23 protein-coding genes are annotated in these 24,384 nt (G+C 64.8%); 15 read left to right on the forward strand and 8 right to left on the reverse strand.

Annotation, left to right across the window (positions count from 1 at the left end):
* Positions 1–91: 91 nt before the first annotated feature.
* The 5 genes from Q2941_RS06635 to Q2941_RS06655 all read left to right on the forward strand — a co-directional run bounded on the left by Q2941_RS06635 (position 92) and on the right by Q2941_RS06655 (position 3,603).
* Positions 92–508 carry a hypothetical protein gene (locus Q2941_RS06635; protein WP_027522313.1) on the forward strand — a complete coding sequence of 139 codons (417 nt, stop codon included), beginning with the start codon at positions 92–94 and terminating at the stop codon, positions 506–508.
* A complete protein-coding gene (locus Q2941_RS06640; RefSeq protein ID WP_027522314.1) occupies positions 508–1,194 on the forward strand; it encodes an OmpA family protein in 687 nt (228 codons plus the stop codon). The genes Q2941_RS06635 and Q2941_RS06640 overlap by 1 nt, the downstream gene beginning before the upstream one ends.
* 238 nt (positions 1,195–1,432) lie before the next feature.
* Entirely contained in the window at positions 1,433–1,882 is a 450-nt protein-coding gene (locus tag Q2941_RS06645) for a DUF962 domain-containing protein (RefSeq protein ID WP_245287995.1), read from the forward strand.
* Between the two features lie 32 nt (positions 1,883–1,914).
* Entirely contained in the window at positions 1,915–2,946 is a 1,032-nt protein-coding gene (locus Q2941_RS06650) for an NAD-dependent epimerase/dehydratase family protein (RefSeq protein ID WP_458191985.1), read from the forward strand.
* A 30-nt stretch (positions 2,947–2,976) separates the two neighbouring features.
* Entirely contained in the window at positions 2,977–3,603 is a 627-nt protein-coding gene (locus Q2941_RS06655) for a methyltransferase family protein (RefSeq protein ID WP_458191986.1), read from the forward strand.
* 13 nt (positions 3,604–3,616) lie between these two features.
* Here the strand turns inward: Q2941_RS06655 and Q2941_RS06660 are convergent, their stop codons facing one another.
* Positions 3,617–4,567: a LysM domain-containing protein gene (locus tag Q2941_RS06660; RefSeq protein ID WP_254111193.1), complete on the reverse strand. Its 951-nt coding sequence runs from the start codon at positions 4,565–4,567 to the stop codon at positions 3,617–3,619.
* Positions 4,568–4,864: 297 nt separating this feature from the next.
* On the opposite strand from Q2941_RS06660, the gene Q2941_RS06665 reads away from it, so the two are divergent.
* Entirely contained in the window at positions 4,865–5,992 is a 1,128-nt protein-coding gene (locus Q2941_RS06665) for a threonine synthase (RefSeq protein ID WP_458191987.1), read from the forward strand.
* Between the two features lie 38 nt (positions 5,993–6,030).
* Here Q2941_RS06665 and Q2941_RS06670 read toward each other — a convergent pair whose 3' ends face one another.
* Positions 6,031–6,750, reverse strand: a complete 720-nt coding sequence (locus Q2941_RS06670; protein WP_027522320.1) for a hypothetical protein — start codon at positions 6,748–6,750, stop codon at positions 6,031–6,033.
* Between the two features lie 276 nt (positions 6,751–7,026).
* Between Q2941_RS06670 and Q2941_RS06675 the strand changes: the two genes are divergently transcribed.
* Positions 7,027–7,950 carry an ABC transporter ATP-binding protein gene (locus Q2941_RS06675; protein ID WP_254111192.1) on the forward strand — a complete coding sequence of 308 codons (924 nt, stop codon included), beginning with the start codon at positions 7,027–7,029 and terminating at the stop codon, positions 7,948–7,950.
* Positions 7,947–8,708, forward strand: a complete 762-nt coding sequence (locus Q2941_RS06680; RefSeq protein WP_027522322.1) for an ABC transporter permease — start codon at positions 7,947–7,949, stop codon at positions 8,706–8,708. Before Q2941_RS06675 ends, Q2941_RS06680 begins: the two co-directional genes overlap by 4 nt.
* Positions 8,709–8,809: 101 nt before the next feature.
* On the opposite strand, the gene Q2941_RS06685 is transcribed toward Q2941_RS06680, so the two are convergent.
* Positions 8,810–9,133 (reverse strand): hypothetical protein, encoded by a 324-nt coding sequence (locus Q2941_RS06685; protein ID WP_027522323.1) that lies wholly within the window; start codon positions 9,131–9,133, stop codon positions 8,810–8,812.
* A 292-nt stretch (positions 9,134–9,425) separates the two neighbouring features.
* Here Q2941_RS06685 and Q2941_RS06690 point away from each other — a divergent pair, with 292 nt between their 5' ends.
* From Q2941_RS06690 to Q2941_RS06700, 3 genes are all read left to right on the forward strand, one after another.
* Positions 9,426–10,223, forward strand: coding sequence for a L,D-transpeptidase (locus Q2941_RS06690; protein ID WP_458191988.1), 798 nt, complete (start codon positions 9,426–9,428; stop codon positions 10,221–10,223).
* Between the two features lie 185 nt (positions 10,224–10,408).
* Positions 10,409–11,011: a YcxB family protein gene (locus tag Q2941_RS06695; RefSeq protein WP_458191989.1), complete on the forward strand. Its 603-nt coding sequence runs from the start codon at positions 10,409–10,411 to the stop codon at positions 11,009–11,011.
* Positions 11,012–11,148: 137 nt separating this feature from the next.
* On the forward strand, positions 11,149–12,072 hold the full coding sequence (locus Q2941_RS06700) for a glycerophosphodiester phosphodiesterase (RefSeq protein WP_458191990.1): 924 nt from the start codon (positions 11,149–11,151) through the stop codon (positions 12,070–12,072).
* A 146-nt stretch (positions 12,073–12,218) separates the two neighbouring features.
* Here Q2941_RS06700 and Q2941_RS06705 read toward each other — a convergent pair whose 3' ends face one another.
* The gene (locus Q2941_RS06705; protein WP_254111189.1) at positions 12,219–14,510 is read right to left on the reverse strand and encodes a spermidine synthase; all 2,292 of its coding nucleotides are present in this window, start codon (positions 14,508–14,510) and stop codon (positions 12,219–12,221) included.
* A 164-nt stretch (positions 14,511–14,674) separates the two neighbouring features.
* On the opposite strand from Q2941_RS06705, the gene Q2941_RS06710 reads away from it, so the two are divergent.
* Positions 14,675–16,285, forward strand: a complete 1,611-nt coding sequence (locus tag Q2941_RS06710) for a phytoene desaturase family protein (protein ID WP_027522328.1) — start codon at positions 14,675–14,677, stop codon at positions 16,283–16,285.
* A 181-nt stretch (positions 16,286–16,466) separates the two neighbouring features.
* Here Q2941_RS06710 and Q2941_RS06715 read toward each other — a convergent pair whose 3' ends face one another.
* Together Q2941_RS06715 and Q2941_RS06720 are read right to left on the reverse strand one after the other, a co-directional pair.
* Positions 16,467–16,712 (reverse strand): DUF7336 domain-containing protein, encoded by a 246-nt coding sequence (locus Q2941_RS06715; protein ID WP_458191991.1) that lies wholly within the window; start codon positions 16,710–16,712, stop codon positions 16,467–16,469.
* Between the two features lie 187 nt (positions 16,713–16,899).
* The gene (locus Q2941_RS06720; RefSeq protein ID WP_156944231.1) at positions 16,900–17,055 is read right to left on the reverse strand and encodes a Flp family type IVb pilin; all 156 of its coding nucleotides are present in this window, start codon (positions 17,053–17,055) and stop codon (positions 16,900–16,902) included.
* A gap of 170 nt (positions 17,056–17,225) precedes the next feature.
* On the opposite strand from Q2941_RS06720, the gene Q2941_RS06725 reads away from it, so the two are divergent.
* Positions 17,226–18,113: a 50S ribosomal protein L11 methyltransferase gene (locus Q2941_RS06725; protein WP_027522331.1), complete on the forward strand. Its 888-nt coding sequence runs from the start codon at positions 17,226–17,228 to the stop codon at positions 18,111–18,113.
* Between the two features lie 163 nt (positions 18,114–18,276).
* On the opposite strand, the gene Q2941_RS06730 is transcribed toward Q2941_RS06725, so the two are convergent.
* Positions 18,277–18,459, reverse strand: a complete 183-nt coding sequence (locus tag Q2941_RS06730) for a hypothetical protein (RefSeq protein WP_254111186.1) — start codon at positions 18,457–18,459, stop codon at positions 18,277–18,279.
* A 186-nt stretch (positions 18,460–18,645) separates the two neighbouring features.
* Between Q2941_RS06730 and Q2941_RS06735 the strand changes: the two genes are divergently transcribed.
* On the forward strand, positions 18,646–20,472 hold the full coding sequence (locus Q2941_RS06735) for an aminopeptidase P family protein (protein WP_027522333.1): 1,827 nt from the start codon (positions 18,646–18,648) through the stop codon (positions 20,470–20,472).
* Between the two features lie 274 nt (positions 20,473–20,746).
* The gene (locus Q2941_RS06740) at positions 20,747–22,024 is read left to right on the forward strand and encodes a multidrug effflux MFS transporter (protein ID WP_027522334.1); all 1,278 of its coding nucleotides are present in this window, start codon (positions 20,747–20,749) and stop codon (positions 22,022–22,024) included.
* 164 nt (positions 22,025–22,188) lie between these two features.
* Here the strand turns inward: Q2941_RS06740 and ligA are convergent, their stop codons facing one another.
* Entirely contained in the window at positions 22,189–24,336 is a 2,148-nt protein-coding gene (gene ligA, locus Q2941_RS06745) for an NAD-dependent DNA ligase LigA (RefSeq protein WP_027522335.1), read from the reverse strand.
* Positions 24,337–24,384 lie beyond the last annotated feature (48 nt).

Genomic DNA, 24,384 nt, shown 5'->3' on the forward strand with positions numbered 1-24,384 from the left:
GCCCGCGCCCTGTTGCGGCGGCGTTACGCCGCCGGCTTTCCTTGCTCCACGCCCCTTGACCATGGCGAACTTCCCCGTATCAGATGCGGCCATGGCCCGGGGCTTCATCACATTCGCCGTACTTGCATTTGGCATGCCGTCGCTGGCGGCAGCCGAGACGATGAGCTTTGGCGATGCGATCGGCATGCTGGCCAAGAGCTGCGGCGCGGAGATCGTGGCCAATTGCCGCGGCGTGAACCCGGATTCGACGCGGCTGAAGGAATGCCTGTCGCGCAACCGCGACGTGCTGTCACCGCAGTGCCAGACCGACTATCTCGCGGCCTTCGACGCGATCCAGAAGCGAGTCGCCGCGCGCGTGACCGTGGCGAACGCCTGCCAGCGCGAGATCGTCAAGGTCTGCGGCGGCTCGACCAAGGAGACCAGCAAGTCGATCCCCTGCCTGATCTCGACGCCAAAGGGCATCAGCAACAACTGCCTGAAGGCGGTGGACGACGCGGGGTATCGCTGATGCGCGCGGCCGGGCTCACTTTGCAATCGATCGGCCTCGCTCTCGGACTTGCACTTGGTCTGGCGCTCGCGGCAGGCCCCGTGGGCGCGCAGACGGCGCCGCCGACCCGCGACGACATCGTCGGCAAGCTCAACCATTTCGAATCAGCGCCTGATGTCGACCTCGCGGCGCTGAAGCAGCAGGTGATGGAGCGAGCGAAGGCGCGGATCAAGAACGATCCGGGCCCGGTGAATCGCCCACTGATCGCGCCTGACCTTGCGAGCCTGCCGGCTTTCACTACGCTGATCCAGTTCGACGCCGACACGCCGATCATCCAGCCTTCGTCCTACCAGACGGTCGGCCGCATCGCGGATGCGCTGGTTCACGCCTCGCTGCTGCCTTACACCTTCCTGATCGTCGGCCATGTCGAATCCAATTCGAAGACGCGGGAAGCCAATGCGATCCTGAGCCAGCGCCGCGCGGATGCGATTCGCGACGTGCTGGTCAACACGTTCAAGATCTCCGCCAAGCGAATCCAGTCGATCGGCCTTGGCGAGGAGCAATTCCTCGACCGCGCACGCCCGACCTCGACCGCAAACGGACAGTTGCAGATCCTGACGCTTGCAAAACTCCCCGAGGAACAAGCCAGCCAGCCCGCCGCGGCCAAACCTGCGGCACCGGCCAAGAAGCCGGCCAAAAAACGCTAATCGATCGCATCTGGGCCGTGCCCGGAACCCCTTGAACCCCTGACTGTTTTTTCACGCGCAGGCCGCCTCGAATGGCTGCTCTGCGCGACAACTGCACGGTTTGTGCAGGGGACAAGCAGATGCTATAGGCTGGTCGCTTCCTCCGACCTGCATTCTCAGTGAGACCAAGATGGGTGGCTTTTTTCAACGCCAACTTGCCGTTTATGTCGAGTACCATCGCGATCCCCGGAACACGGCGATGCATGTGATCGGTATCCTCTTGCTGTTCACGGGTGCGGTGATGCCGCTGACGCTGGTGGCGGTCCCGCTGTTCGGATTCGAATTCAGCCTTGCGGTGATCCTGGCGTTGCCGGTCCTCATCTATTGGCTGCTGCTCGATGTGGCGCTCGGGACCGGCATTCTGGCCGTGTCGATCGTGCTGTTTTCAATCGCGACGACCATTGCGGCGCAAGTCAGCACCGTAATGATGTGGGCGATCTTCGCCACCCTGGTCGCGCTCGGCTTTGCCGCACAGGCGATCGGCCACAAGGTTTTTGAGGGGCGCGAGGCCTCGCTGTTCACCTTTCCGTCTCATCTTTTGCTTGGACCGATGTTTGTAATGGCAAAATTATTCATTGCGCTGGGTTTTCGTCGTGACCTTGCCGCGATTCTCGCGCCTGTTCCGACCAATTCCCTTTCAACCCGATAAGATTCCAGAGCGGAACAGCAGCAACTTTCTTCATGGCACTCGTACTGGTTACCGGTGGCAGCGGCTTCATCGGACATCATCTTGTAGAATCGCTCCGCGCCAGGGGGCAGCGGGTGCGCGTTCTCGATGTGCGGCCGCCGGCCGCGCCGTGTGCTGACGTCGACTACGTCGCGGGCTCGGTGCTCGACGGCGACGCGGTCGATCGCGCGCTCGCGGGCGTCGATCAGGTCTATCACCTCGCCGGCCTGCCCGGCATGTGGGTCGCCGACAAGCGGGATTTCCACGAGGTCAATTGCCGCGGCACCGAGGTCGTGCTGACGGCCGCGCAACTGCGTGGCGTGTCGCGCTTCCTGCACTGCTCGACGGAATCGATCCTGTTCCCCTACTCGCAGCTCGGCGGCGTTCCCGCCGAGGAGGCGCTGCAGCCGGCCGATGCGATGCCGGGCGCCTATACGCGGTCGAAGTCGCTCGCCGAACATTGCGCGGCAAAGGCCGCGGCGGCGGGCTTCCCGCTCGTCATCGGCACGCCGACCATGCCGATCGGGCCGGTCGATCACAACCTCACGCCGCCGACCGCGATGCTGTGGTACTTCCTGCAAAAGAAGGTGCAGCCGCACATCAACTTCCTCGTCAACCTGGTCGATGTGCGCGACGTCGCCATGGGCCTCGTGCTCGCGATGGAGCGCGGCCGCATCGGGCAGCGCTATATTCTCGGCGGCGACTGCGTCCGGCTCGGACAGATCCTGCGCATGATGTCGGTGATCAGCGGCCGCAAGCAGTACCCCATCGCGGTGCCCGGCAGGCTCGCAGAACTTTCGGCGATCATGCTCGAATACATCTCCGACCACGTCACGCACCGGCCGCCCAACGGCACCGGCGAGGGCGTGCGCATCGCGCTTGCCGCCAGCGACCTCTCGATCGACAAGGCGCGTACCGAGCTCGGCTATTCGCCGCGCCCGATCGAGCCGTTGCTGCGCGAAACCATCACCCATCTGCTCGCACGCGGCGGCCTGCAAACGCAGGCCGGCATCGAGCGTCACGCGCTCAGCTCGCGCGCGAGCTGAGCCCAAGCCCAAAAGCAAGAACCTTTCCGCATGTCCTTTGATTTCAGCAAGCTTCTCTCTTTCGCCTGGGGTGGCTGGACCACGACCTGGCCGACCAAACTCCTGGCGCTGATCTGGCTCGCCTGGCTTGCGAGCTGGGTCGGGGCCTCGTTCTGGCAGGGCCGCACCAAGAAGCAGGTGATGACGCTGGACTCGCAACGCTATCGCCTGCCGATCCTGATCGGCGGCATCCTGTTCACGCCGTGGACCGCGGAAGTGCTGAACGAGAAACCACTATGGGTGTTCGGCGAGGTCAGCGTCTACATCGCAGCACTCGTCGTGCTCGCCGGCATCTCCTTCACCTGGTGGGGACGCCTTCATCTCGGCAAGTTCTGGTCGAACACCATCACCCAGAAGGAAGACCACCGCGTCATCGACACCGGCCCGTATGGCATCGTTCGTCATCCGATCTACACCGGCCTGATCGCCGGCATGCTCGCGACCGGCATCGCGGTCGGCACGGTGACGGCGATACTCGGCGCCATCCTGATCTCGCTAGGCATGTGGCAGAAGGGCCGGATGGAGGAAGTCTTCCTGTCGAAGGAACTCGGCGAAGACGCCTACGGCGCCTATTGCCGCCGCGTCCCGATGATCATTCCGTTCCTGTCGCCGCGGTGATTTCCGCGCGCCGTCAGCGCGCCGGTCGCGGCTTCGCCTCGGCGGCCTGCGCCGGCATGGCCGGCAGCAGATGGCGCGGGATGATGACGTCCTGAGCGGCGGCAAGCGGCGTGCCTTCAGACAACCCGTTGGCCTGCGCGAGCGACCACACCGGCACGTGATATTGCGTGGCGATCCGCTCGAGCGTATCGCCGGCGCGCATGGGCAGCTTCACGCCCGAGTCCCACAGTTCCACCAGCGTGTCGCCGGGAACGAGATAGCGCAGCGGCACGGGGTCGCCCTGCGCCTGCGCCGGCACGCGCGGCAATTGCGCGACCATGTCGACGATCTGGCGGTGGATATCTTCAGACTTCTCGATGTTGATGTGGGTGACGCGCTTGTTCTGCTTCAGATCGAAGCTTGCATAATGGCCGCGATAGCCGGGCTCCGCGATCACGTCGCCGCCGCCGAGCACGCTGTCGGACAGATAGATGTTGATGAAGCGCTCGACATTGAGCGGCACGTTTCCGGTCGCATGCGCAGGATCGATGGTGATCACGAGGCTGACCGGAATCTTCTCCTCGGCAAGCATCTCGGCGAAGATGATCGAGCACAGCCCACCCATGGAATGCCCCATCAGCACGATCGGCGCAGGCTGTTCGCGGTAGGCGGAGATCGCGCGCTGGGCGACCAGCCGGCAGATCGTGAATTCGTAGACGTCGGCCTTGAAGCCAGCTTCAGTCAATCGCTCCGCGAGCCGGTCCATGCCGGTCGAGAAGATCGGCCCGAGCGCGCCGCGGAAGAGATAGATGCGCGGCGGCGGCCCGGGCTCGGCCTCAGCGGGCAGCGGGGGCGGTTGCGGCAGGGACGGCGCCACGATCGCGACGGCTTTCTTCAGCTTTGCCGGTGAAGCCACCGCCACGGCCGTCGAGACGGCGAGCAGCACGCCGGCCGCCAGCAGGACCACTCGCCTCAAAACAACCATTCGTCTTGCAACCCCACCGCGGGAAGGCGGGCGCCTTCCCTATTCCGGCCTTACTGACCACTGATTTGGCAGAATTTGGGGCGCAAAGCTTGCCCAATCGCGCTCCAACGCCAACGCGAAAGTCTGCCGCTCACTATCGAGAACCACATTTCGCCAACTCCGGAACGCCGGAATTGACATCGATATTCCGTTTCGGCACCTAGAATCGTTCAATCGAGCGGTCAGTCTGTTCGCGTCTCTCGTCTGATCATCAGGCGGCGCGATCGGCCTCAAAATGCTCGTATCCGAGATCGCCCCATGAAGACGCCATCCTACATCGAACCGCTCAGCGGCACGCTCTATCCGCTGGACCAGCCGCGCTGGTGCTCCGACGACCGCAAGCCGCTGATGGTAACGCCGCTGCGCGGCATCTCACGCGACGAGGTCGATCGCAGCGTGCGCTCGCTGTGGCGTTATCGCGCGGCGCTGCCGGTCGAGATCGCGAGCCCCATCTCCATGGGCGAAGGCTGCACGCCCCTCGTCCAGAAGGAGTGGGGCGAGTTGAGGCCATACTTCAAGCTCGAATGGTTCAACCCGACGGCCAGCTTCAAGGATCGCGGGACCACGGTGATGTTGTCCTTCATCCGCCAGCTCGGCGTCAACGCCGTCCTCGAGGACAGTTCGGGCAATGGCGGCGCATCGGTTGCCGCCTATGGCGCGGCCGGCGGAATGAAGATCAAGATCCTGGCACCCGCGTCCACCTCTCCGATGAAGATCGCGCAGGTGCGCGCTTATGGAGCGGACATCCAGCTGGTGGAAGGGCCGCGCGAGGAGTCGGAGGCGGAAGCGATCCGCCAGTCGGGCAACATCTTCTATTCGAGCCACAACTGGCAGCCCTTCTTCCTCGAAGGCACGAAATCCCTCGCTTACGAGATGTGGGAGGATTTCGGCTATTCGGCCCCCGACAACGTCGTCGTTCCCGTCGGTGCCGGCAGCAGCCTGCTCGGCTGCTATCTCGGCTTCAAGGAGCTGCTTGCGGCGGGGCAGATTGCGCGGATGCCAAAACTGTTCGCCTCGCAGCCGCTGAACTGCTCGCCACTCGATGCGAGCTTCACGGCAGGCGTCGATACGCCGGTCTCGCGCGAAGTCCGCAAGACCATCGCCGAGGGCACCGCGATCAAGAGCCCGCTGCGACTGCGTCAGATGGTGGCCGCACTGAAGGAAACGGGCGGCGGCACGGTGGCCGTCGCCGAAGAGGGCATCGTCGCGGGGCTGAAGAAGCTCGCGGCCACGGGCCTGTTTCCCGAGCCGACATCGGCAAGCGCCGCCGCTGCACTCGACGAGCTTGCCCGGCGCGGCGCCATTCGCCCGAATGAGCGCACCGTCGTCGTCATCACGGGAACGGGGATCAAGGCGGCGTCGCTCATCACCGAGATCCTCGGCTAACGCCGAGGCAGCGGGACGAGACGTCCCGCGGGGCTCGCCTAGTTCCGAGCTGGCGCCGTTGCCGCGGCCGAGCGGGCGACCGGCCTCGCCGCACGCGGCTCGGCCTGCGGGGCCGCGGGCGCGCGCGAGCGCATCACCACCGCATCGATCTCGGCGATCACGCGCCGCTGGATCAACTCGTTCTTGTCGATCGTGATGTGGCCGGCGCCGGAGCCGCGCACGTCGACATTGTCGAGCTTGCCGCGCAAGCCATCCGCTGCGCGCACCGGCTCGCCGGGGCCGTCGCCGATATAGAGGTTGATGTAGCGCTCGGCGCCGGTCGAGAGCTTGGTCTTGAACACGGAGTCGAGGCCGATCGCGAGCTTCACGGGCACGCCGAGGTGATTGAGCTTGGCGATCATGTCGGGCAGCGCGGTCGCACCCGAGGAATGCCCGACCAGGACGATGGTCTTCAGCCGGCCGGCCTTGTAGGCGGCCGCCGCCTCATCCGCGAGCGAGGACCAGGAGACGAAGTTCGCAACCGTCACCGGGATGCCCTGCGCCTCGAGCCGCGAGCCGATGGTGTCGAGCCCGAGCGAGAAGATGTTGAGCACACCGCGCAGCAGATAAACATGCGTGGTCGCGGCCGCCTGGCTCGGCGCGGCCTTGGCGCTGGTCGGGCTCATGGCAACAGCTGACAGAAGCAGCAGGCACGTCGCCCACACGCGGATGGTGGACAACTGGCTGGCGCCGGCTGCGTAACGGCCGTTCGGTCTCATCGATCTCTTCCCCGGGAACAATACGCTTCGCAATTTGCCGGAATCGTAGCCATGGCCCGCTCGCAGACGCAACAAAGAGCCGCGTGACTGACAATCTTAGCAGCGGCCCGTGACTGTTGCGCAACAGTTACCCGAAACCGGCCACTGAAGGGGCTGTTTTGAGACCATTTTTCTCCGGGGAATTGCGACCGGGCAACGGCGTTCCTATTTCAGGGCTCCGCTGACCTGCCCGCCAGGGGCGGGTTCCAGCCTCCCCTCCCCAGCCCTCCGGCCATCATGTCCTCCATCATCTCCGTCGCCAACCTGTCGAAGACCTATGGGTCCGGCTTCAAGGCGCTGAAAAACGTCAATCTCGACATCAAGCGCGGCGAGATCTTTGCGCTGCTCGGCCCCAACGGCGCCGGCAAGACCACGCTGATCTCGATCATCTGCGGCATCGCCAATCCGAGCGAAGGCAAGGTCATGGTCGGCGGCGAGAACATCGTCACCTCCTGGCGCAAGGCGCGCTCGCTGATCGGGCTGGTGCCGCAGGAGCTGCACACCGACGCCTTCGAGAGTGTGTGGGCAACGGTGAGCTTTTCCCGCGGCCTGTTCGGCAAGCCGAAGAACCCCGCCCATATCGAGAAGGTGCTGAAGGACCTCTCGCTCTGGGACAAGAAGGACAACAAGATCATCACGCTCTCCGGCGGCATGAAGCGCCGCGTGATGATAGCCAAGGCGTTGTCGCACGAGCCGCAGATCCTGTTCCTGGACGAGCCCACCGCCGGCGTCGACGTCGAATTGCGCAAGGGCATGTGGGAGGTGGTGCGCGGCCTTCAGCAATCCGGCGTCACCATCATCCTCACGACCCACTACATCGAGGAAGCCGAGGAGATGGCCGACCGCATCGGCGTCATCAACAAGGGCGAGATCGTGCTGGTCGAGGACAAGGCCACCTTGATGCAGAAGCTCGGCAAGAAGCGGCTGACGCTGCACCTTGCGAGCAAGCTCGATACGCTGCCGGAGAGCCTTGCCCACTACAAGCTCGACCTCTGCGACAATGGCGCGACGCTGGTCTACGACTACGACACCAAGGGCGAGCGCACCGGCATCACCAGCCTGCTCGGCGACCTCCGCAGCGCCGGCGTCCGCTTCTCCGACCTCGACACGACGCAATCGTCGCTCGAGGACATCTTCGTCGACCTCGTGAGGACGTCATGAATTTGCACGCCGTTCGTGCCATCTATCTGTTCGAAATGGCGCGCACCTGGCGCACGCTGCTGCAAAGCATCGTCTCGCCGGTGGTCTCGACCTCGCTGTACTTCGTGGTGTTCGGCGCCGCGATCGGATCGCGCATCGACCATGTCGAGGGCGTGAGCTACGGCACGTTCATCGTGCCGGGTCTCGTGATGCTGTCGGTCTTGACCCAGAGCATCACCAACGCCTCCTTCGGCATCTACTTCCCGAAATTCGTCGGCACGATCTACGAAATCCTGTCCGCGCCGATTTCCTATTTCGAGATCGTGCTCGGCTATGTCGGGGCGGCCGCGACCAAGTCGATCATCCTCGGCCTGATCATTCTCGCCACCGCCGGGCTGTTTGTGCCGCTGCACATCCATCATCCGATCTGGATGCTGACCTTCCTGGTACTGACCGCGGTGACCTTCAGCCTGTTCGGCTTCATCATCGGCATCTGGGCCGACGGCTTCGAGAAGCTTCAGATGATTCCGATGCTGGTGGTAACGCCTCTCACCTTCCTCGGCGGCAGCTTCTATTCCGTGAACATGCTGCCGTCGGGCTGGCGCACGGTCGCGCTGCTCAACCCGGTGGTCTATCTGATCTCCGGCTTCCGCTGGAGTTTTTACGAGATCGCCGATGTCAGCGTCGTCTTGAGCATCGGCATGACTGCCGCCTTCCTGGTGATCTGCCTCGTCATGATCGGCTGGATTTTCCGAACCGGCTATCGGCTGAAGAATTGACCCTTGCCGTCATTTCGGGGCGTGCGAAGCACGAACCCGGAATCTCGAACCACAACCTCCGGATTGCGGGCTCGCGCGCTCCGGAATGACGACCTGAGCCGTCACCTGTAACAATGGAAGTGGTGGTACCCGTCATAGTAGCCGCGGCAGCGATGGCGCCAGCCGTGATGAGGAATGCCGAACACGCCCTCGACCGCGCCCACGGCGCCGCCAACACCGGCCCCGACCGCGCCTCCGACCACGCCGCCGACGGGCCCGGCGACGCGGTTGCCTTCATAGGCACCTTCCTGGGCGCCGCGCACGATGCCCTGAGTGTGTCCGGGCCGCGGCAGCGCCACGAGCGCAAGCAGGAGGCTCGCGGCAAAAAGCAGGCGGAAAGGCACACTGGCCGGCAACGCGGCCGCGGTTAAGCGAGCTTTGTTCATCTCAATATCCCAGCGGATGGACCGGCGAGTTGGCCGGTGAAGGCAGGCAGTCTGAAACGCCGCTGCGGCCAAATGGTTGCGCAGCCGTGACGAATTGGCGACGCGTCGCGCTCGCGAAAATGTCAGCACCGCACGCGCGGATTCGTGATGAAGCAGCCTTGCTTACGCCCGGCGCCAAGTTAACGATGGCCAAGACGGGCCACTGGAACCGAAACCTGATTGCGGGCATAGTACACGCCGGGGGACGGACAGCCGCGGCACTTGCGCGAACAGGCCGGAGGCCGGAAGTAAAATGCGTACTTTATTTGTTACAATCGTCTCATTGATGCTTTTCAGCGCGGGCACCGCGCAAGCCAAGGTCGACATTACCATCGACAAGGACAATCAGCGGATGACCGTCGCGGTCGACGGCGTCGCGCGCTATCACTGGCCGGTCTCGACCGGCATCCCCTCCCGCGAGACGCCGAACGGCAGCTTCCGTGCCTTCCGCATGGAAGAGGATCACTACTCCAAGGAGTTCGACGACGCGCCGATGCCTCATTCGATCTTCTTCACCAAGATCGGGCATGCGATCCACGGCACCGACTCGGTCGGCCGGCTCGGCACGCCGGCGTCCCATGGCTGCGTGCGGCTGTCGCGCGAGAACGCCTCGACGCTCTACGCTCTGGTCCAGGAGCAGGGCGTGCTCAACACCACGGTGACGCTGACCGGTTCGGCGCAGGTGGCCTTGATGCGCAATCCGCGCGGCCGCGGCACCAGCGCGGTGGCGCGCGCGGCGCAGCCATACGGTGACCAGTACAGCGCGGCCGGCGAGCCTGTCGACCTGACACCGCAGATGCAGCCCGGCCGCCGCGCGATGCCGCAGGACGACGGCTACATCTATCCGGCCGACGGCACCGACACCGGCGCGCGCTATCCGGCGCCGCGCAGCTCGCGCCAGGTCTATGACGCACAGGTCTATCAGCCGCAGGTCTATCAGCAGCAGCGGCAGTACCAGACTTACGATCCGAGCTACGGCCAGCAGGGCTATTATCAGCAGCAGCCCCGCCAGTACTATCAGCCGCGCACCTACTACAATTACCAGAACTGACGGCTGAGGATCGCCGGCGCTATCTGAACGCGGCAGTGCCGCTTTCAATCGCCTTGCACCCTGCGTCGACGAAGGCGCAGGCAACCGGCTCGTGCGGCAACTACCATCAGAATTAGTGCCTCATGCCGTGAACCCGAGAGGAGTTGCCGGCGTCATACGGTGGCTACCGCAAGAAGCCTGCGGAGATGAACGGCAATCTGGCGATGAGCGACCCTGCCCCCGATCGTATCACACTGAAATTCAACATGACCGCCGACGACTACGCCCGCCACGCGGCGGTCATAGGGCGGCGCAACAGGAGCTGGTTGGGAGTCACAGCTTGGGCTGCAGCCGGGTTCGGCGCAATCCCCGTCGCATTGCTATTCCGACTGCAGGCTGCTGGCCGTCAGCTCGACACCGAAGCGATCGAGATGATCGGATCTTACAGCCTTTACGCCTTCACACTTGGCATGCTCGCCGCCATCATCGGGAGCTCCGTCGCGCACCGCATCTTCAGAAGACGATATTTCGAAGCGATGGCGACCCCCAGGGAATTCAGCACGCTCGAACTCGACCTGACCGGGCTTACCGTGACGGCCACGGGGGCCCAGTACAGATACGAATGGACCCGGATCCGTCAGTGCACCCGCGAGAGGAGCCTTCTTCTGATGTGGATCACGCCCCGCTCGGCAGTGGCGATCCCGGACCGAAGCTTTGGCGACGCCGCCGCCTACGACGCCGCCTTTGCGTTCGTCCGCGCGCGCCTGCGCGACGCCAATGCGACGAACGCGCAAGCCCAGGGGGCATGATCGCCCTTGAAATGACCGGAGGCACACGGATAGAGCTAGAATGGCCAGCAAACGCGAACCACGCCATGAGCCCTGCCATTCCATCCCCTGTTGTCGCGATCCTGTCAGCTTTCTGTTGTCTCATTGCCGGAGAGGTCATGGCCTTCGATCTCGAAGCGCATCGCGGCGGGCGCGCGCTGCTGCCGGAAAACACCCTGCCCGCCTTTGCCAACGCGCTGTCGATGGGCGTCGACACGCTGGAGCTCGACGTCGGCATCACCGCAGACGGTGAGGTCGTCGTGTCGCATGAGCGCGGCCTCAATCCGGATCTCGCGCGCGACGCCGCGGGCGGCTATGTCGCCACGCCCGGCACGCCGTTCGTCAAACTGCGGCTCGACGAGGTCAGGACGTATGACGTCGGCCAGATCCGCCCCGACAGCGCCTATGCCAAGCAGTTTCCCGAGCAGCGCGCGGTACCGGGAACGCGCATTCCCACGCTGAAGGAGTTGTTCGCGCTGGTCGAAAAATCCGGCAACACGCGCGTGCGCTTCAACATCGAGACCAAGATCGATCCGAACCATCCGGGCGAGTCGCTCGATCCGCAAGCTTTCGCCGCGCGGCTCCTCGGCGTCATCGACGCTGCGGTGTTTTCGGGCCGCGTCATGATCCAGTCCTTCGACTGGCGGACGCTGCTTCTGGTCCAAAAGCAGGCGCCGCAAATTCCGACGGTCTACCTGACGCTGCAGCAGGGCAAAGCGCCGACCATCGCGCTCGACGCGGCGACCAACTGGACGGCCGGCTTCAATCCGGCCGATCACGGCGGCTCGCTGCCGCGCACGATCAAGGCGGCCGGCGGCGCGGTCTGGTCACCCTATTTCGGCGACGTCAACGCCGCGCTGGTCACGGAAGCCCACGAGCTCGGCCTGCGCGTCGTGGTCTGGACCGTCAACAAGGCGGACGACATGGCGCGGATGATCGAGATCGGCGTCGACGGCATCATCTCCGATCGCCCCGACCTGTTGCGGCAGGTCGCCGGCGATAAAGGCATCGCGCTGCCCGCGGGCACGCCGGTCAGTCCGTGAATCGCAAATGATCTCGTGCCCCGGACGCGGCGCAGCGCGTAGCGGTGCGCTGCAGAGCCGGGGCCTATATGGGTCCCGGCTCTGCGTCGCGTCATTTCATGCCGCGCCGCGTCCGGGACACGAGATGTTCTACTCTCCCAACAGCGTTACTCCCCATCCCGCAGGCGCCGATACAGCGCGCCGATGATGTTGGAGTAGTCGTCGGTCCACACCCGCACCTTGTCGTCGGCCTCGATCTCCTCCCATTGCTTGGAGGAGGCGAGCTTGCCGACATCGGCTTCCTCGCGCGCAGAGACCACGACGTCGGTCGAGAAGATGTAGTCGGCGTCGCGCCCGGAATCCTCGTTGTAGACCCAGCTCTTGAGATCGTTGGCATCGGCAATGCCGACTACGACCGGCTCGAGGTCGAGATGGCGGTTGGAGACGTGCATCACGACCGCGCCATGCGGGGCGAGCTTGTCCTTGTAGATCTTCATCGCTTCTTCGGTCGCAAGGTGGATCGGGATCGCGTCCGAGGAGTAGGCGTCGACGATGATGAGGTCGTAGAGACCGTCGGGCTCCTTGGCGAAGGTCAGGCGCGCATCGCCGATCACTGGCTTCAGGCCCGGCGCGCAGCTCGAGATGTAGCGGAAATATTTGGGATCGCTTGCTGTATCGACCATGGTCTGGTCGATCTCGAAGAACTTCCAGCTTTCACCGGGTTCGGCGGCGCAGACGAGCGTGCCGGAGCCGACGCCGATGGCGGCAACCTTGAGCGGCGCGCCCTTGCGCTCGCGTATGGCGGTGATGGCCTGACCGATGCCGCCGTCCTTGTGGTAGTAGGTGATCGGCTCGGGCCGCCCCTCGACCGGCGTGCCGTCATTGTTGAGGAAGCGCTCGGCGCCGTGGATCGTGGTGCCGTGCATCAGCACGTGGAAGTAGCCGCCAGGCGTCACCACGATCTTGTGCACGCCGAAGAAGCTGCGAATGGTGACGACACGACCCTCGTCCGCCGGATAGACGCGGGTCAGCGCCAGCGCGAGCACGATCGTTGCAAAGATCTTCCAGCGGTTGGCATTGAGCGCGAGCGCCAGAAGCGCTGCGAGCAGGCCGACGCCACCGGCGATCCAGACGCGGTGATCCTCGAACCAGGTCGTGACCTGCTCTGGGATTTGGCCGGTTGAATAGGATGGCGCCACCAGCGCGATCGCGAGCGCGGCGAGCACGAGCCAGTACCACTTCATGACCGGGGCAAGCCGCTCGCCCGCCGATGGCCGGCATAGCGCGGCAAGTGCGATCAGGATCGGATATTCGGCGATCCAGGAGAAAGTGAAGGGCGCGACGAGGCCTGCGAACAGGCCGCCGACCATGCCGCCGAACGACAGCGCGACATAGAAGCCGGTGAGATATTTCGCGGCCGGCCGCGTGCGCGCCAATTCGCCATGGCAGGCCATCGCGATGACAAAGAAGCAGAGCTGGTGGCCGCCCAGCGTCAGCAGGAGGTTCTGCTCGCCGCCGAAAGCCAGCAGGATCACGGTGCCCGCAATGGCGAGCGGCTGGAGCATCAGCATCCATTTGTGCGGCAACAGCGGCCGCGACTGGAACACCAGCACCCAGGTCAAGAGGTAAAGCGACAGCGGCACCACCCAGAGCAGCGGCGCGGCGGCAACGTCGGTCGAGATGTGCGCGGTCACCGCGATCAGAAGGCCGGAGGGTACCGCGGCAAGGAAGATCCAGCGTGCGCGAACGAGCCAGCTCGGCGCCGGCGAGCTCGTGTCCTCGGTCCGCGCGTCGGCCGCAGCGAGAGCCGGCGAGCGCAGCAGCAGCACGCCACAGCCGGCGATCAGCAGGATCAATAATCCATAGCCGGCGGTCCAGAGCATGTTCTGCGTGCGCAGCGTGAACACCGGCTCCAGCAGCACCGGATAGGACAACAGCGCGAGGAAGCTGCCGATGTTGGAGGCGGAGTAGAGGAAATAGGGATCGGGGCCATCCGGGTGGCCGGTGCGGACGAACCAGGCCTGCAGCAGCGGATTGTTGGCCGCGAGCGCGAAGAACGGCAGCCCGATCGACACCGCAAACAGGCCGAGCAGCCAGAACGCATAGCCCGAGGTCGGCGGCTCACCGAACGAATGCGCGATCCCGAGCGGCAGCGTCAGCAAGGCCACGACCAGCAGCACGAGATGGATGGCGACCGGAATCGCGCGGTTCCTGATCTGCATCAGGAAATGCGCATAGGCGTAGCCCGCGAGCAGCAACGACTGGAAGAAAACCATCGCCACCGACCACACTGCCGGCGAGCCGCCGAGCCGCGGCAGCACCATTTTCGTGAACAGCGGCTGCACCGAGAACAGCAGCAGCGCGCTGACGAAGATCGCGGCGGTGTAGACCGTCAGCACCAGCCGGTTGCGCGAGGCGGACGGCTGCTCGGTGACGGCGGGAGGCACGATCGAATCCATGAAAGCTCCGGCAAAATCCCGGCGGCCGCCGGACGCGCGCAATGGAGCACAAGGCGCATGAACGGGCAATAAATGGTGGGACTGTCGCGACAGGGAATGCCTGATATACAGACGTCATTTCCGGGACCGCCTCTGCGGCAACAGTCGAGAATGTTGAACCTTTCATGACCGAAACCGACGTCGTCATCATCGGCGCTGGCCATAACGGCCTCACCTGCGCGGCCTATCTCGCGATGGCGGGGCTGCGGGTGACGGTGGTCGAGCGGCGCAAGGTGGTGGGCGGTGCCGCGGTGACCGAAGAGTTCCATCCCGGTTTCAAGAATTCGGTCGCCGCCTATACTGTGAGCCTGCTCAATCCGCAGGTCATCCGCGACTTGAAGCTGGCCGAGCACGGCCTACGCGTCGTCGAGCGCCGCGCGCAGAACTTTTTGCCCGCGCCCGATGGCAGTTATCTCCTCACCGGCGAGGGACGAACGAAGGAGCACGTGGCCCGGCTCAGCGCGCATGATGCCGAGGCGCTCGACGGCTTTTCGCGCGAGCTCGAGGCCATCGCCGACGTGCTGCGCCAGTTCGTGCTGCGCGCGCCGCCGAACCTCGTGGAGAGCTTTGGCGCGGGCGCGATCCGCGAGAGTGTCAACGCGCTGCAAAGCGCCAACATCCTGCGCAAGCTCACGCTGGAGCAGAGCCGCAGCCTGCTCGACCTGTTCACGCGCTCGGCCGGCGAGATGCTGGACGAGCGCTTCGAGCACGATCTCGTCAAGGCGCTGTTCGGCTTCGACGCCATCGTCGGCAATTACGCGAGCCCCTATGCGGCGGGCTCGGCCTACGTGATGCTGCACCACGCCTTTGGCGAGGTGAACGGCAAAAAGGGCGTCTGGGGCCATGCCATCGGCGGCATGGGCGCGATCACGCAGGCCATGGCGCGCGCCGCGCGCGACCAGGGCGTTGCGATTCAAACGGACGCCGGCGTGCGCGAGGTGATCGTCGAGCGCGATCGCGCTGTCGGCGTCGTGCTCGAAAGCGGCGAGAGCATCCGCGCAAAATACGTTGTCTCGAACGTCAACCCAAAACTGCTCTACACGCGCCTCGTCGCGGCGGACGCCGTCCCTGCCGACTTCCTCGCCCGCATCCGGCACTGGAAGAACGGCTCCGGCACCTTCCGCATGAATGTCGCGCTCGACCGCCTGCCGTCTTTCACGGCGCTCCCTGGCGACGGCGATCATCTGACCTCCGGCATCATCATCGCGCCGAGCCTTGGCTACATGGACCGCGCCTATCTCGACGCGCGCGCGCAGGGCTGGAGCAGCTCACCCGTGGTGGAGATGCTGATCCCCTCGACGCTCGACGATTCGCTCGCGCCCGAAGGAAAACACGTCGCGAGCCTGTTCTGCCAACACGTCGCGCCGGAGCTGCCCGATGGCAAATCGTGGGACGACCACCGCGAGGAGGTCGCCGACCTCATGATCGCGACGGTGGACGAATATGCACCGGGCTTTGCAGGCCTCGTGCTCGGCCGCCAGATCCTGTCCCCGCTCGATCTCGAGCGACAATTCGGCCTCTTGGGCGGCGATATTTTCCACGGCGCGCTGACGCTGAACCAGCTGTTCTCGGCCCGCCCGATGCTGGGACACGCCGACTATCGCGGGCCGCTGAAGGGCCTTTATCACTGCGGCTCCGGCGCCCATCCCGGCGGCGGCGTCACCGGCGCCCCCGGCCACAATGCGGCGCGGGCGATCCTGAAGGATCATCGCTCGTTGTTCGCTGGCCGTGGATAGGTGTGTGGATAGCCTGTGCACAGGCCTGTCCGACGCGCAGGGACAGGTAGCGCGAGGATCGTGGGAAATCCTGGGGACCATGCCGGGGATATCCTGGGGACAACGCCGGGATATCCCTGTGGACCAGCCGGTGGATCGTCCTTGGGTTAACGGCTGAAAGCCTGTGAGCACCGGATCGGTCTCAGCTTGAAAATGTGCCGTCTGGGAATGCCGTCACGTAGCCCTCTGACCATCCTGGTCGCATTGGGTCCAATAGGCATTCGTCAATCGTAAATCCCTCCGGAACGTCACGAAAGCCCGGCTGATTGCGGACGGCTGCCAGCGCTGCCTCGGCGTTGGTTCGGGTGCTGTAAACCCCGATGAGCTTTATCTCTTCGTGGCCGTCGTCGAACTCATGGACGTGGTGGAGGAGAAACAGTTTAGTCATTGACTTGCACTTTCTTGTACAGCCCCCGCGATGGGATCAGAAAAATCGGCCGCCAGATTTAAAAAGAGACACTACCGGGCACCGCCGCCGCGCCAAAAACGACTTCGCCCGCAAGGGGCGTTCCCCCCGCGGGCGTCGGTCGTGGTCTTCAATGCAATAGCCCCCGCTCGGAAAAGGGAGGCGGAAATTACTTCAAGTTGCTGCTAACTGAACCGAACTTGTCATTCAGGCTGGTGCCCAGGCTGTTGACCACGGTAATGATCGCCAGGGCGATGCCGGCTGCGATCAGACCGTATTCGATCGCGGTGGCGCCGGACTCATCGGACCAGAACTTTTGAACCATGCGCTTCAAGATTTGCCTCCAATTTCCAGTTGCGTTGGCTGCACCCAACATCCGGTAATCTACGGAGCGGAACCTAAAGTTGAATAAACGCGGGAAGCACAAGTTTTGAGAATGATGCGAGGCGATAACTCATCAAATTGGACCGAATTGAGCGAGTATATTTGAAGCAAATGCCCCCCTCACCCACCCACCGCGCGAGCTTTGCGATCGGCGACGAGGCCGCCGCCAAGCGCGTTGTCGATGTCCTGACCGAGATCTTTTTCGATGGCGACGCGGCGGTCGCGGCATTCGAGCAGCCCGATGGGCGCTGGGACGTCACGCTGCACTTCGCGGATGCGCCGGATCAGGATTTCCTGAGGGGAATCATCGCTGAAACGGCAGGTAGCCGGATCGCGGACACGCTGGTGTTCGACAGCGTCGAGGCCAGGGATTGGGTCAAGGCGAGCCTAGAAGACCTCGTGCCCGTTCCGGCCGGACGCTTCGTCGTCCACGGCAGCCATGACCGCGACCGTGTGCCGCCGAACAAGCTCGCCATCGAGATCGAGGCGGCGCTGGCTTTCGGCACCGGCCATCACGGCACGACGCGCGGCTGTTTACTGTTGCTTGACCATATCTTGAAAGGTTCTAGGCCGAAGCGCGTGCTCGACCTCGGTACCGGGACCGGCGTGCTGGCGATCGCGGCGGCCAAGGCGCTGCATCGCGCGGTGCTGGCGAGCGACATCGATCCGCCCTCGGTGCGCGTGGCCCGCGAGAACGCTGGCCTGAACGAGACCGGTCACCACGTGCATGCGATCCGCGCCACCGGCTTTGCCGCGCCCGATTTTGGCGCGTGGGGACCGTTCGACCTGGTGCTGGCCAACATCCTCGCCAACCCCCTGCGGCAGTTGGCAGGTCCCATGAAGCGGCACCTTGCGCCGAGGGCGCACGTCATCCTATCGGGCCTCCTGACGCCCCAGGCCCCTGCCGTGATCGCCGCCTACCGCGCGCGCGGCCTCGTGCCCATACGACACTTGCGGATCGAGGGCTGGAGCAGCCTGTTGCTGCGACGGGTCGGGTGAGGTGCTGTTACAAGGGTGCGTAAAGGCGCGCTCTTCGCGCGCCGTGCCCACCATCGATCCACACCTGGCGATAAAAGTGGTGGGCACGCTTCCGCCTTCGCTCTTCGAGCTACGGCGGACAAGTCGCTTTGCCCCCCCTACGCAGTCGTCGATGCTGCCCTAGCTACTCCGCCACCTTGTCGTCGCGGCGGACGGGCGCGCGCTCCTCACGCAAGATCCGCCTGGCGCGGCGCTCGGCGAAGCGGTCGATCATCTGGTAGAGGACGCCGCGTGGCTTCTCTGGCTCGGGGGAGGACGGTCCACGGCGGACCGGAGGCGAGATCTTTTCAAACGTGAACGCAGGCATCGTGTGTCCCCTCGCCGTTGAGATGAACCACTTGCTCGTTTTGCCCTGTTACCCGGACGAAGCGCAAAAGCCGCATCCTTTACTCCACTCGACGCGAATGGAACTTCGCAAGCACGGTCTATGCCAATGCACAACGATTGCGTCCACATTGCGGAGCAATCCCCATCACCCTAAGATAGTCACAGCATGTTCGAAGCTCATTTCCAGACATTCGAGGAGCCGGAAGCCGGCGTCGCATTGAGCGCGCGCCTTGCGGCACTTCGCGAAGAACTCGCCCGCCGCAAGCTGACCGGCTTCGTCATTCCGCGCGCCGACCAGCAGCAGAATGAATATGTGGCGCCGTCGGAGGAGCGGCTGGCCTGGCTCACCGGCTTCACGGGCTCGGCGGGACTGGCGGTCGTGCTGCCGCAGGAGGCCGCGGTGTTCGTCGACGGCCGCTATACGCTGCAAGCGGCCAAGCAGGTCGACACAAAGGCCTGGGCCGTCGAGTCGCTGATCGAACCGCCACCGGAAACCTGGCTCTCCGTGCATCTGAAGGCGGGCGACCGCCTAGGCTTTGACCCGTGGCTGCACACCTTTGCGGCAGCCGAACGCCTGTCCGCCGCCTGCGCCAAGGCCGGCGCCGAGCTGGTGGCGGTCGACTCGAACCCGGTCGATGCCGTGTGGCACGACCGGCCGCCCGCGCCAATCGCGCCGGTCGTGATTCACGCCCTGCAACATGCGGGGATCGCGGAGGCGGAGAAGGCCGCGCAGATCCGTAGCGAGATCGGCAAGCTCGGCGCCGATGCGCTGGTACTGTCCGACAGCCATGCGGTGGCCTGGAGCTTCAACATCCGTGGCGGCGACGTCGCGCACACGCCCTTGCCGCTGTCCTACGCCTTGGTGCCGAAGGACGGCCGGCCAACCGTGTTCATCGACCACCGAAAGCTCTCCAACCTGACGCGCGACCATCTCGAGCGATCCGCCGACGTGCGCGAGCCGGATGCGTTGACGCCGACGCTGATGGCGCTCGCCAAGAGCGGCGCGGCGATCGCGCTGGACAATGCGACGGCCGCCGATGCGCTCAGCCGGCTGATCACGAGCAGCGGTGGCAAGCCGCTGCGCGGCGCCGATCCGGTGACGCTGCTGAAGGCAGTCAAGAATGCCACCGAGATCGCAGGGACGAAGACCGCGCACCGGCGTGACGCGGTGGCGCTGGCCCGCTTCCTCGCATGGGTCGATCGCGAGGCACCCTCGGGCAAGCTGACCGAGATCGACGCGGTGGAGGCGCTGGAGACGTTCCGCCGTGACACCGGCGCACTGAAGGACGTATCGTTCCCGACCATTTCCGGCACGGGCCCGAACGGCGCCATCGTGCATTACCGCGTCACCCGCAAAAGCAACCGGCGGATCGCGCGCGGCGATCTGCTCTTGATCGATTCCGGCGCGCAGTACGAGGACGGCACCACCGACGTCACGCGCACAATGGCCGTCGGCGAGCCCACCGCGGAGATGCGCGACCGCTTCACGCGCGTACTGCGCGGCCATATCGCGATCGCGCGCGCGGTGTTTCCCGACGGCACCACCGGCGCGCAGCTCGACACTCTGGCACGGCAATATCTGTGGGCCGCCGGTGTCGATTTCGAGCACGGCACCGGCCACGGCGTCGGCAGCTATCTCTCCGTGCATGAGGGGCCTGCGCGGATTTCGAAGCTCGGCACCACGCCGCTCAAGCGCGGAATGATTCTCTCCAACGAGCCCGGCTACTACAAGACCGACGGTTTTGGCATCCGCATCGAGAATCTCGAGCTCGTGGTTGCCGCCGACATCGCGGGCGCCGAGAAGCCGATGAACGCCTTCGAGACGCTGACGCTCGCGCCGATCGACCGCCGCCTGATCGATGTGGCAATGCTCAGCACGGATGAGCGCGACTGGCTCAACGCCTACCACGCCCGCGTCAGGGCCGAAGTGCGGCTGGCGCTCGATGAGGCCACCAAGGCGTGGCTCGATGAGGCGACGGCGGAGCTGACGTAGCGCTGCATAGCATTCTCGCGTTCAGCGCAACGCTCTCGCCCCGACCTCCGCCGTCATTCCCCGCGAAGGCGGGGAATCCAGTATTCCAGAGACAGCAGTCGTATACGGAGAAGCCGCGGCGTACTGGATCGCCCGGTCGAGCCGGGCGATGACACCTGCTTTGTGGCGGCCGCGCTGTGTCTGGTGACAGTAAATTTGCGGTGCCAGCATCGCGCATGGCCGCATGCCGAAACATCCGTATTCGCTGGTCCCGCGATGCGGCTAGTGTCGATCCATGCATGGCATGATGGGCAAGCCGACGCTCTCGGCGCAACAGAACCTCGCGACCTCGCGCGTGATGCTGATGTTGCTCGTCGCCATGACCGGCGTCGCGCCAATCTCGCTCTACATGCTGGTTCCGGCACTGCCGGTGCTGGCGACGACGTTCGGTCGCGACATCTCCGTCGCGCAGATGACGGTGTCGCTCTACATGGTCGGCATCGCCTGCTCGCAGATCATCATGGGACCACTGTCGGACCGGTTCGGCCGGCGGCCGGTGCTGCTCGCAGGGCTGGCGCTGATGGTCGGTGCGAGCATTGCCTGCATCTTCGCGGACAACCTGCCGCAACTGATCGCCGCACGCTTCTTCCAGGCGCTGGGCGGCGCCACCGGCATGGTGGTGAGCCGCGCCATCATCCGCGACCTCTACGAGCGCGAGCGCGTCGGCGCGATGATCAGCCTCGTCATCGCCGTCATGATGATCGCGCAAATGCTCTCGCCCCTGACCGGCGGCCTGATCGAGACCGCGTTTGGCTGGCGCGCGATCTTCTACGCCATCACTGGAGGCGCGCTTATAGTCGCTGTCGGCATCGCGCTGGCGCTGCCCGAGACGCGCCGCGCCCGCGCCGCCGGCAGCGGCTTTCGCGGCGACGTCGGCAGCCTCATCCGCAATCGCGCCTTCGTGGGCTATGTGCTGTGCCAGGTGCTGGCTTCGCAGATCATCTTCACCTTCGCCGGCGGCGGTCCCTACATCGTGGTCACGCAGATGGGCCGCAGCAGCGCCGAATATGGCGCGTGGTTCGCGACCACGGCGTTTGCGTATCTGGTTGGCAATCTCCTCTGCGTGCGCTTTGCGCCGCGGCATTCGCTGGAGAAGCTGATCTGGTTCGGGCTCGCGCTGCAACTCAGCGGCAGCGTCCTGAACCTTGTCTGGAGCCTCACGGGCTGGAATGAGGCACCAAGCTGGCTGTTCGGCACGCAGATGATCGTGATGGTCGGCAATGCCTTCGTGATGGCGAACTCGGCCGCCGGCGCCATCAGCGTCCGTCCCGAAGCCGCCGGCACTGCGTCAGGCGCGATGGGCTTCCTGCAGCAGGGCATCGGCTCGCTGGTATCGCAGTTCGGCGCCTATCTCGGCGGCCACTCCGCGACGACGCTGCCACTGACCTCGGCCATAACAGCGATCTCGCTGCTGTGCGCCTCCACCATGATCTTCGTCGTACCGCGGCGCGAGGTCGTGGTGAGCGAAGAGCTGATCGAGCAGGCGGAAGAGGAAGAGAGCGGGATGATGTAGCTGTCGCGCTAGCGATGGTCGTTGCAACAATCTCAGCGTCATCCCCCGCGAAAGCGGGGGATCCAGTATTCCAGAGACAGCGGTCGTAAACAGAGAAGCCGCGGCGTACTGGATCGCCCGCCTTCGCGGGCGATGACGGCGGAGCAAGGGGCGAACGTACCGCCTCACTCCCCGATCAGCTTCAGCCACTCGTCTTCGGTCAGCACCTTGACGCCGTGCTTGTTGGCTTCAGCGAGCTTTGATCCCGCGCCGGGGCCGGCAACGACGAGGTCAGTCTTCTTCGACACCGATCCCGACACCTTCGCACCCAACCGCTCCGCGGTCGCCTTGGCCTCATCTCGCGTCATCTTCTCCAGCGAGCCCGTGAACACCACCGTCTTGCCGGCAACGGCCGAATTGCTCTTCGGCTTCTCGGCGTCGATGATATCGACCTCGCCTGTCAGCCGCTCGACGATACCGCGGTTGTGGCTCTCGCCAAAATAGTCGGCGATGCTCTTGATCACGGTGTCACCGATCTGGTCGAGCGCATCCATGTCGGCAATCGCCTCCTCGTCGCCCTTGGCGGCCTTGAGACAGGCGTCGTGGAAGGCGTCCCAGGAACCATAACCGCGCGCTAGCGCCAGGGCCGTGGTCTCGCCGACATGACGCATGCCGAGCGCATAGATGAAGCGCTCCAGGGCGATGTTGCGCCGGCTCTCGATCGCGCCGAACAGGTTGCGCACCGAGGTCTCGCCGTAACCCTCGATCTCCTCCAGCTTCAGCTTCGCGTTGCGCTTCTGTAGCGTGAAGATGTCGGCGGGCTCCTTCACAAAACCTTCGTCGAAGAAGTATTGAAGCTGCTTCTCGCCGAGGCCATCGATGTCGAACGCGCGCCGCGACACGAACAGCTTCAGATGCTCGATCTTCTGATAGGGACAGGCGAACTCGCCGGTGCAGCGGGCGCGCGACCCCTCCTCGCCCGTCGCCGTCTCCTCGCGCACCACGTCAGTGTGCAGCGGGCACGGGCACTTCTTCGGGAGGTGGAATTCCTTCGCGTTTCTGGGCCGCTTGTCGATGACGACGTCGACGACCTGCGGAATGACGTCGCCGGCGCGCTGAATCACGACGGTGTCGCCGATCCTTATGTCACGACCCTCCCGCAGCACCTCGCCCTTGTTGCCAATGCCCTTGATGTAGTCCTCGTTGTGAAGCGTGACGTTCTGCACGATCACGCCGCCGACGCCGATCGGTTCGAGCTTGCCGACCGGCGTGAACGAGCCGGTGCGGCCGACCTGAATCTCGATGTCGCGCAGCACGGTCATGGCGCGCTCGGCCGGAAACTTGTGCGCAATGCCCCAGCGCGGCGTGCGCGACACGAAGCCGAGCCGTTCCTGCCAGTCGATGCGATCGACCTTGTAGACGACGCCGTCGATGTCGTAGTCGAGCTCGGCACGCTGCTCTTCGATTGAATGATGAAACGCGAGCAGCTCCTCGACGGAGTGACAAAGCTTCGTCAGCGGATTGGTCTTGAAACCGCAGCGCTCGAACCAGTGGATCATGCCGCTCTGCGTGCCCTCCGGCATCGCGCTCATCTGCCCCCACGCATAGGCGAAGAACCCGAGCGGGCGCGAGGCGGTGATGCCGGGGTCCTTCTGCCGCAGCGAGCCCGCGGCCGAGTTGCGCGGATTGGCGAAGATGGTGTCACCCGCCGCTTTCTGCCGTTCGTTGAGCGCCAGGAATGCCTTCTTGGTCATGTAGACCTCGCCGCGCACCTCGCAGATGTCGGGGACGTTGCGGCCTTTGAGCTTCTTCGGCACGTCCTCGAGCGTACGGATGTTGGCAGTGACGTCCTCGCCTTCCGCGCCGTCGCCGCGCGTCGCAGCTGTGACGAGCTCGCCGCCCTCATAGCGCAGCGACATCGAGAGCCCATCGATCTTGGGCTCGGCGGAGAAATCGATCCTGTCATCGGCAAGCTTCAGGAAGCGCGCGATGCGGCCGACGAAATCGCGCACGTCCTCTTCCGCAAAGGCATTGTCGAGCGACAGCATCGGCACCGCGTGCCGGACCTTCCTGAAGCGTCCGGACGGCGCCGCGCCGATCTTCTGCGACGGCGACTCCGCGCTGACGAATTCCGGGAAGCGCTTCTCGATCGCATTGAAGCGCTGGCGCAGCGAGTCATATTCGGCGTCGGTAACGGTCGGCGCGTCGTCCTGGTAATAGCGCTTGTCGTGCCCCTCGAGTTCGAGGGCAAGCCGCACGTGCTCGACCTTGGCCTGCGCCTTGGTGAGATCGGCGACGTCGGGAAGCGGTTTGGATTTTGCTGCTCTTGCCATGGTGCTTGAATACGACAGACGCGGCGCGAGGGTAAAGGCGGGTCACGG

This window comes from Bradyrhizobium sp. UFLA05-153, from assembly GCF_054185185.1.

What these genes read in the sequence shown, in the direction of transcription:
- Q2941_RS06725 (WP_027522331.1), top strand. Translation starts at nt 17,226, where the DNA reads ATGCCCCCCTCACCCACCCACCGCGCGAGCTTTGCGATCGGCGACGAG.
- Q2941_RS06705 (WP_254111189.1), bottom strand. Translation starts at nt 14,510, where the DNA reads ATGGATTCGATCGTGCCTCCCGCCGTCACCGAGCAGCCGTCCGCCTCG.
- Q2941_RS06735 (WP_027522333.1), top strand. Translation starts at nt 18,646, where the DNA reads ATGTTCGAAGCTCATTTCCAGACATTCGAGGAGCCGGAAGCCGGCGTC.
- Q2941_RS06680 (WP_027522322.1), top strand. Translation starts at nt 7,947, where the DNA reads ATGAATTTGCACGCCGTTCGTGCCATCTATCTGTTCGAAATGGCGCGC.
- ligA (WP_027522335.1), bottom strand. Translation starts at nt 24,336, where the DNA reads ATGGCAAGAGCAGCAAAATCCAAACCGCTTCCCGACGTCGCCGATCTC.
- Q2941_RS06665 (WP_458191987.1), top strand. Translation starts at nt 4,865, where the DNA reads ATGAAGACGCCATCCTACATCGAACCGCTCAGCGGCACGCTCTATCCG.
- Q2941_RS06715 (WP_458191991.1), bottom strand. Translation starts at nt 16,712, where the DNA reads ATGACTAAACTGTTTCTCCTCCACCACGTCCATGAGTTCGACGACGGC.
- Q2941_RS06670 (WP_027522320.1), bottom strand. Translation starts at nt 6,750, where the DNA reads ATGAGACCGAACGGCCGTTACGCAGCCGGCGCCAGCCAGTTGTCCACC.
- Q2941_RS06700 (WP_458191990.1), top strand. Translation starts at nt 11,149, where the DNA reads ATGGCCTTCGATCTCGAAGCGCATCGCGGCGGGCGCGCGCTGCTGCCG.
- Q2941_RS06640 (WP_027522314.1), top strand. Translation starts at nt 508, where the DNA reads ATGCGCGCGGCCGGGCTCACTTTGCAATCGATCGGCCTCGCTCTCGGA.
- Q2941_RS06635 (WP_027522313.1), top strand. Translation starts at nt 92, where the DNA reads ATGGCCCGGGGCTTCATCACATTCGCCGTACTTGCATTTGGCATGCCG.
- Q2941_RS06690 (WP_458191988.1), top strand. Translation starts at nt 9,426, where the DNA reads ATGCGTACTTTATTTGTTACAATCGTCTCATTGATGCTTTTCAGCGCG.
- Q2941_RS06710 (WP_027522328.1), top strand. Translation starts at nt 14,675, where the DNA reads ATGACCGAAACCGACGTCGTCATCATCGGCGCTGGCCATAACGGCCTC.
- Q2941_RS06685 (WP_027522323.1), bottom strand. Translation starts at nt 9,133, where the DNA reads ATGAACAAAGCTCGCTTAACCGCGGCCGCGTTGCCGGCCAGTGTGCCT.
- Q2941_RS06655 (WP_458191986.1), top strand. Translation starts at nt 2,977, where the DNA reads ATGTCCTTTGATTTCAGCAAGCTTCTCTCTTTCGCCTGGGGTGGCTGG.
- Q2941_RS06730 (WP_254111186.1), bottom strand. Translation starts at nt 18,459, where the DNA reads ATGCCTGCGTTCACGTTTGAAAAGATCTCGCCTCCGGTCCGCCGTGGA.
- Q2941_RS06720 (WP_156944231.1), bottom strand. Translation starts at nt 17,055, where the DNA reads ATGGTTCAAAAGTTCTGGTCCGATGAGTCCGGCGCCACCGCGATCGAA.
- Q2941_RS06650 (WP_458191985.1), top strand. Translation starts at nt 1,915, where the DNA reads ATGGCACTCGTACTGGTTACCGGTGGCAGCGGCTTCATCGGACATCAT.
- Q2941_RS06695 (WP_458191989.1), top strand. Translation starts at nt 10,409, where the DNA reads ATGAACGGCAATCTGGCGATGAGCGACCCTGCCCCCGATCGTATCACA.
- Q2941_RS06675 (WP_254111192.1), top strand. Translation starts at nt 7,027, where the DNA reads ATGTCCTCCATCATCTCCGTCGCCAACCTGTCGAAGACCTATGGGTCC.
- Q2941_RS06740 (WP_027522334.1), top strand. Translation starts at nt 20,747, where the DNA reads ATGCATGGCATGATGGGCAAGCCGACGCTCTCGGCGCAACAGAACCTC.
- Q2941_RS06660 (WP_254111193.1), bottom strand. Translation starts at nt 4,567, where the DNA reads ATGGTTGTTTTGAGGCGAGTGGTCCTGCTGGCGGCCGGCGTGCTGCTC.
- Q2941_RS06645 (WP_245287995.1), top strand. Translation starts at nt 1,433, where the DNA reads ATGCATGTGATCGGTATCCTCTTGCTGTTCACGGGTGCGGTGATGCCG.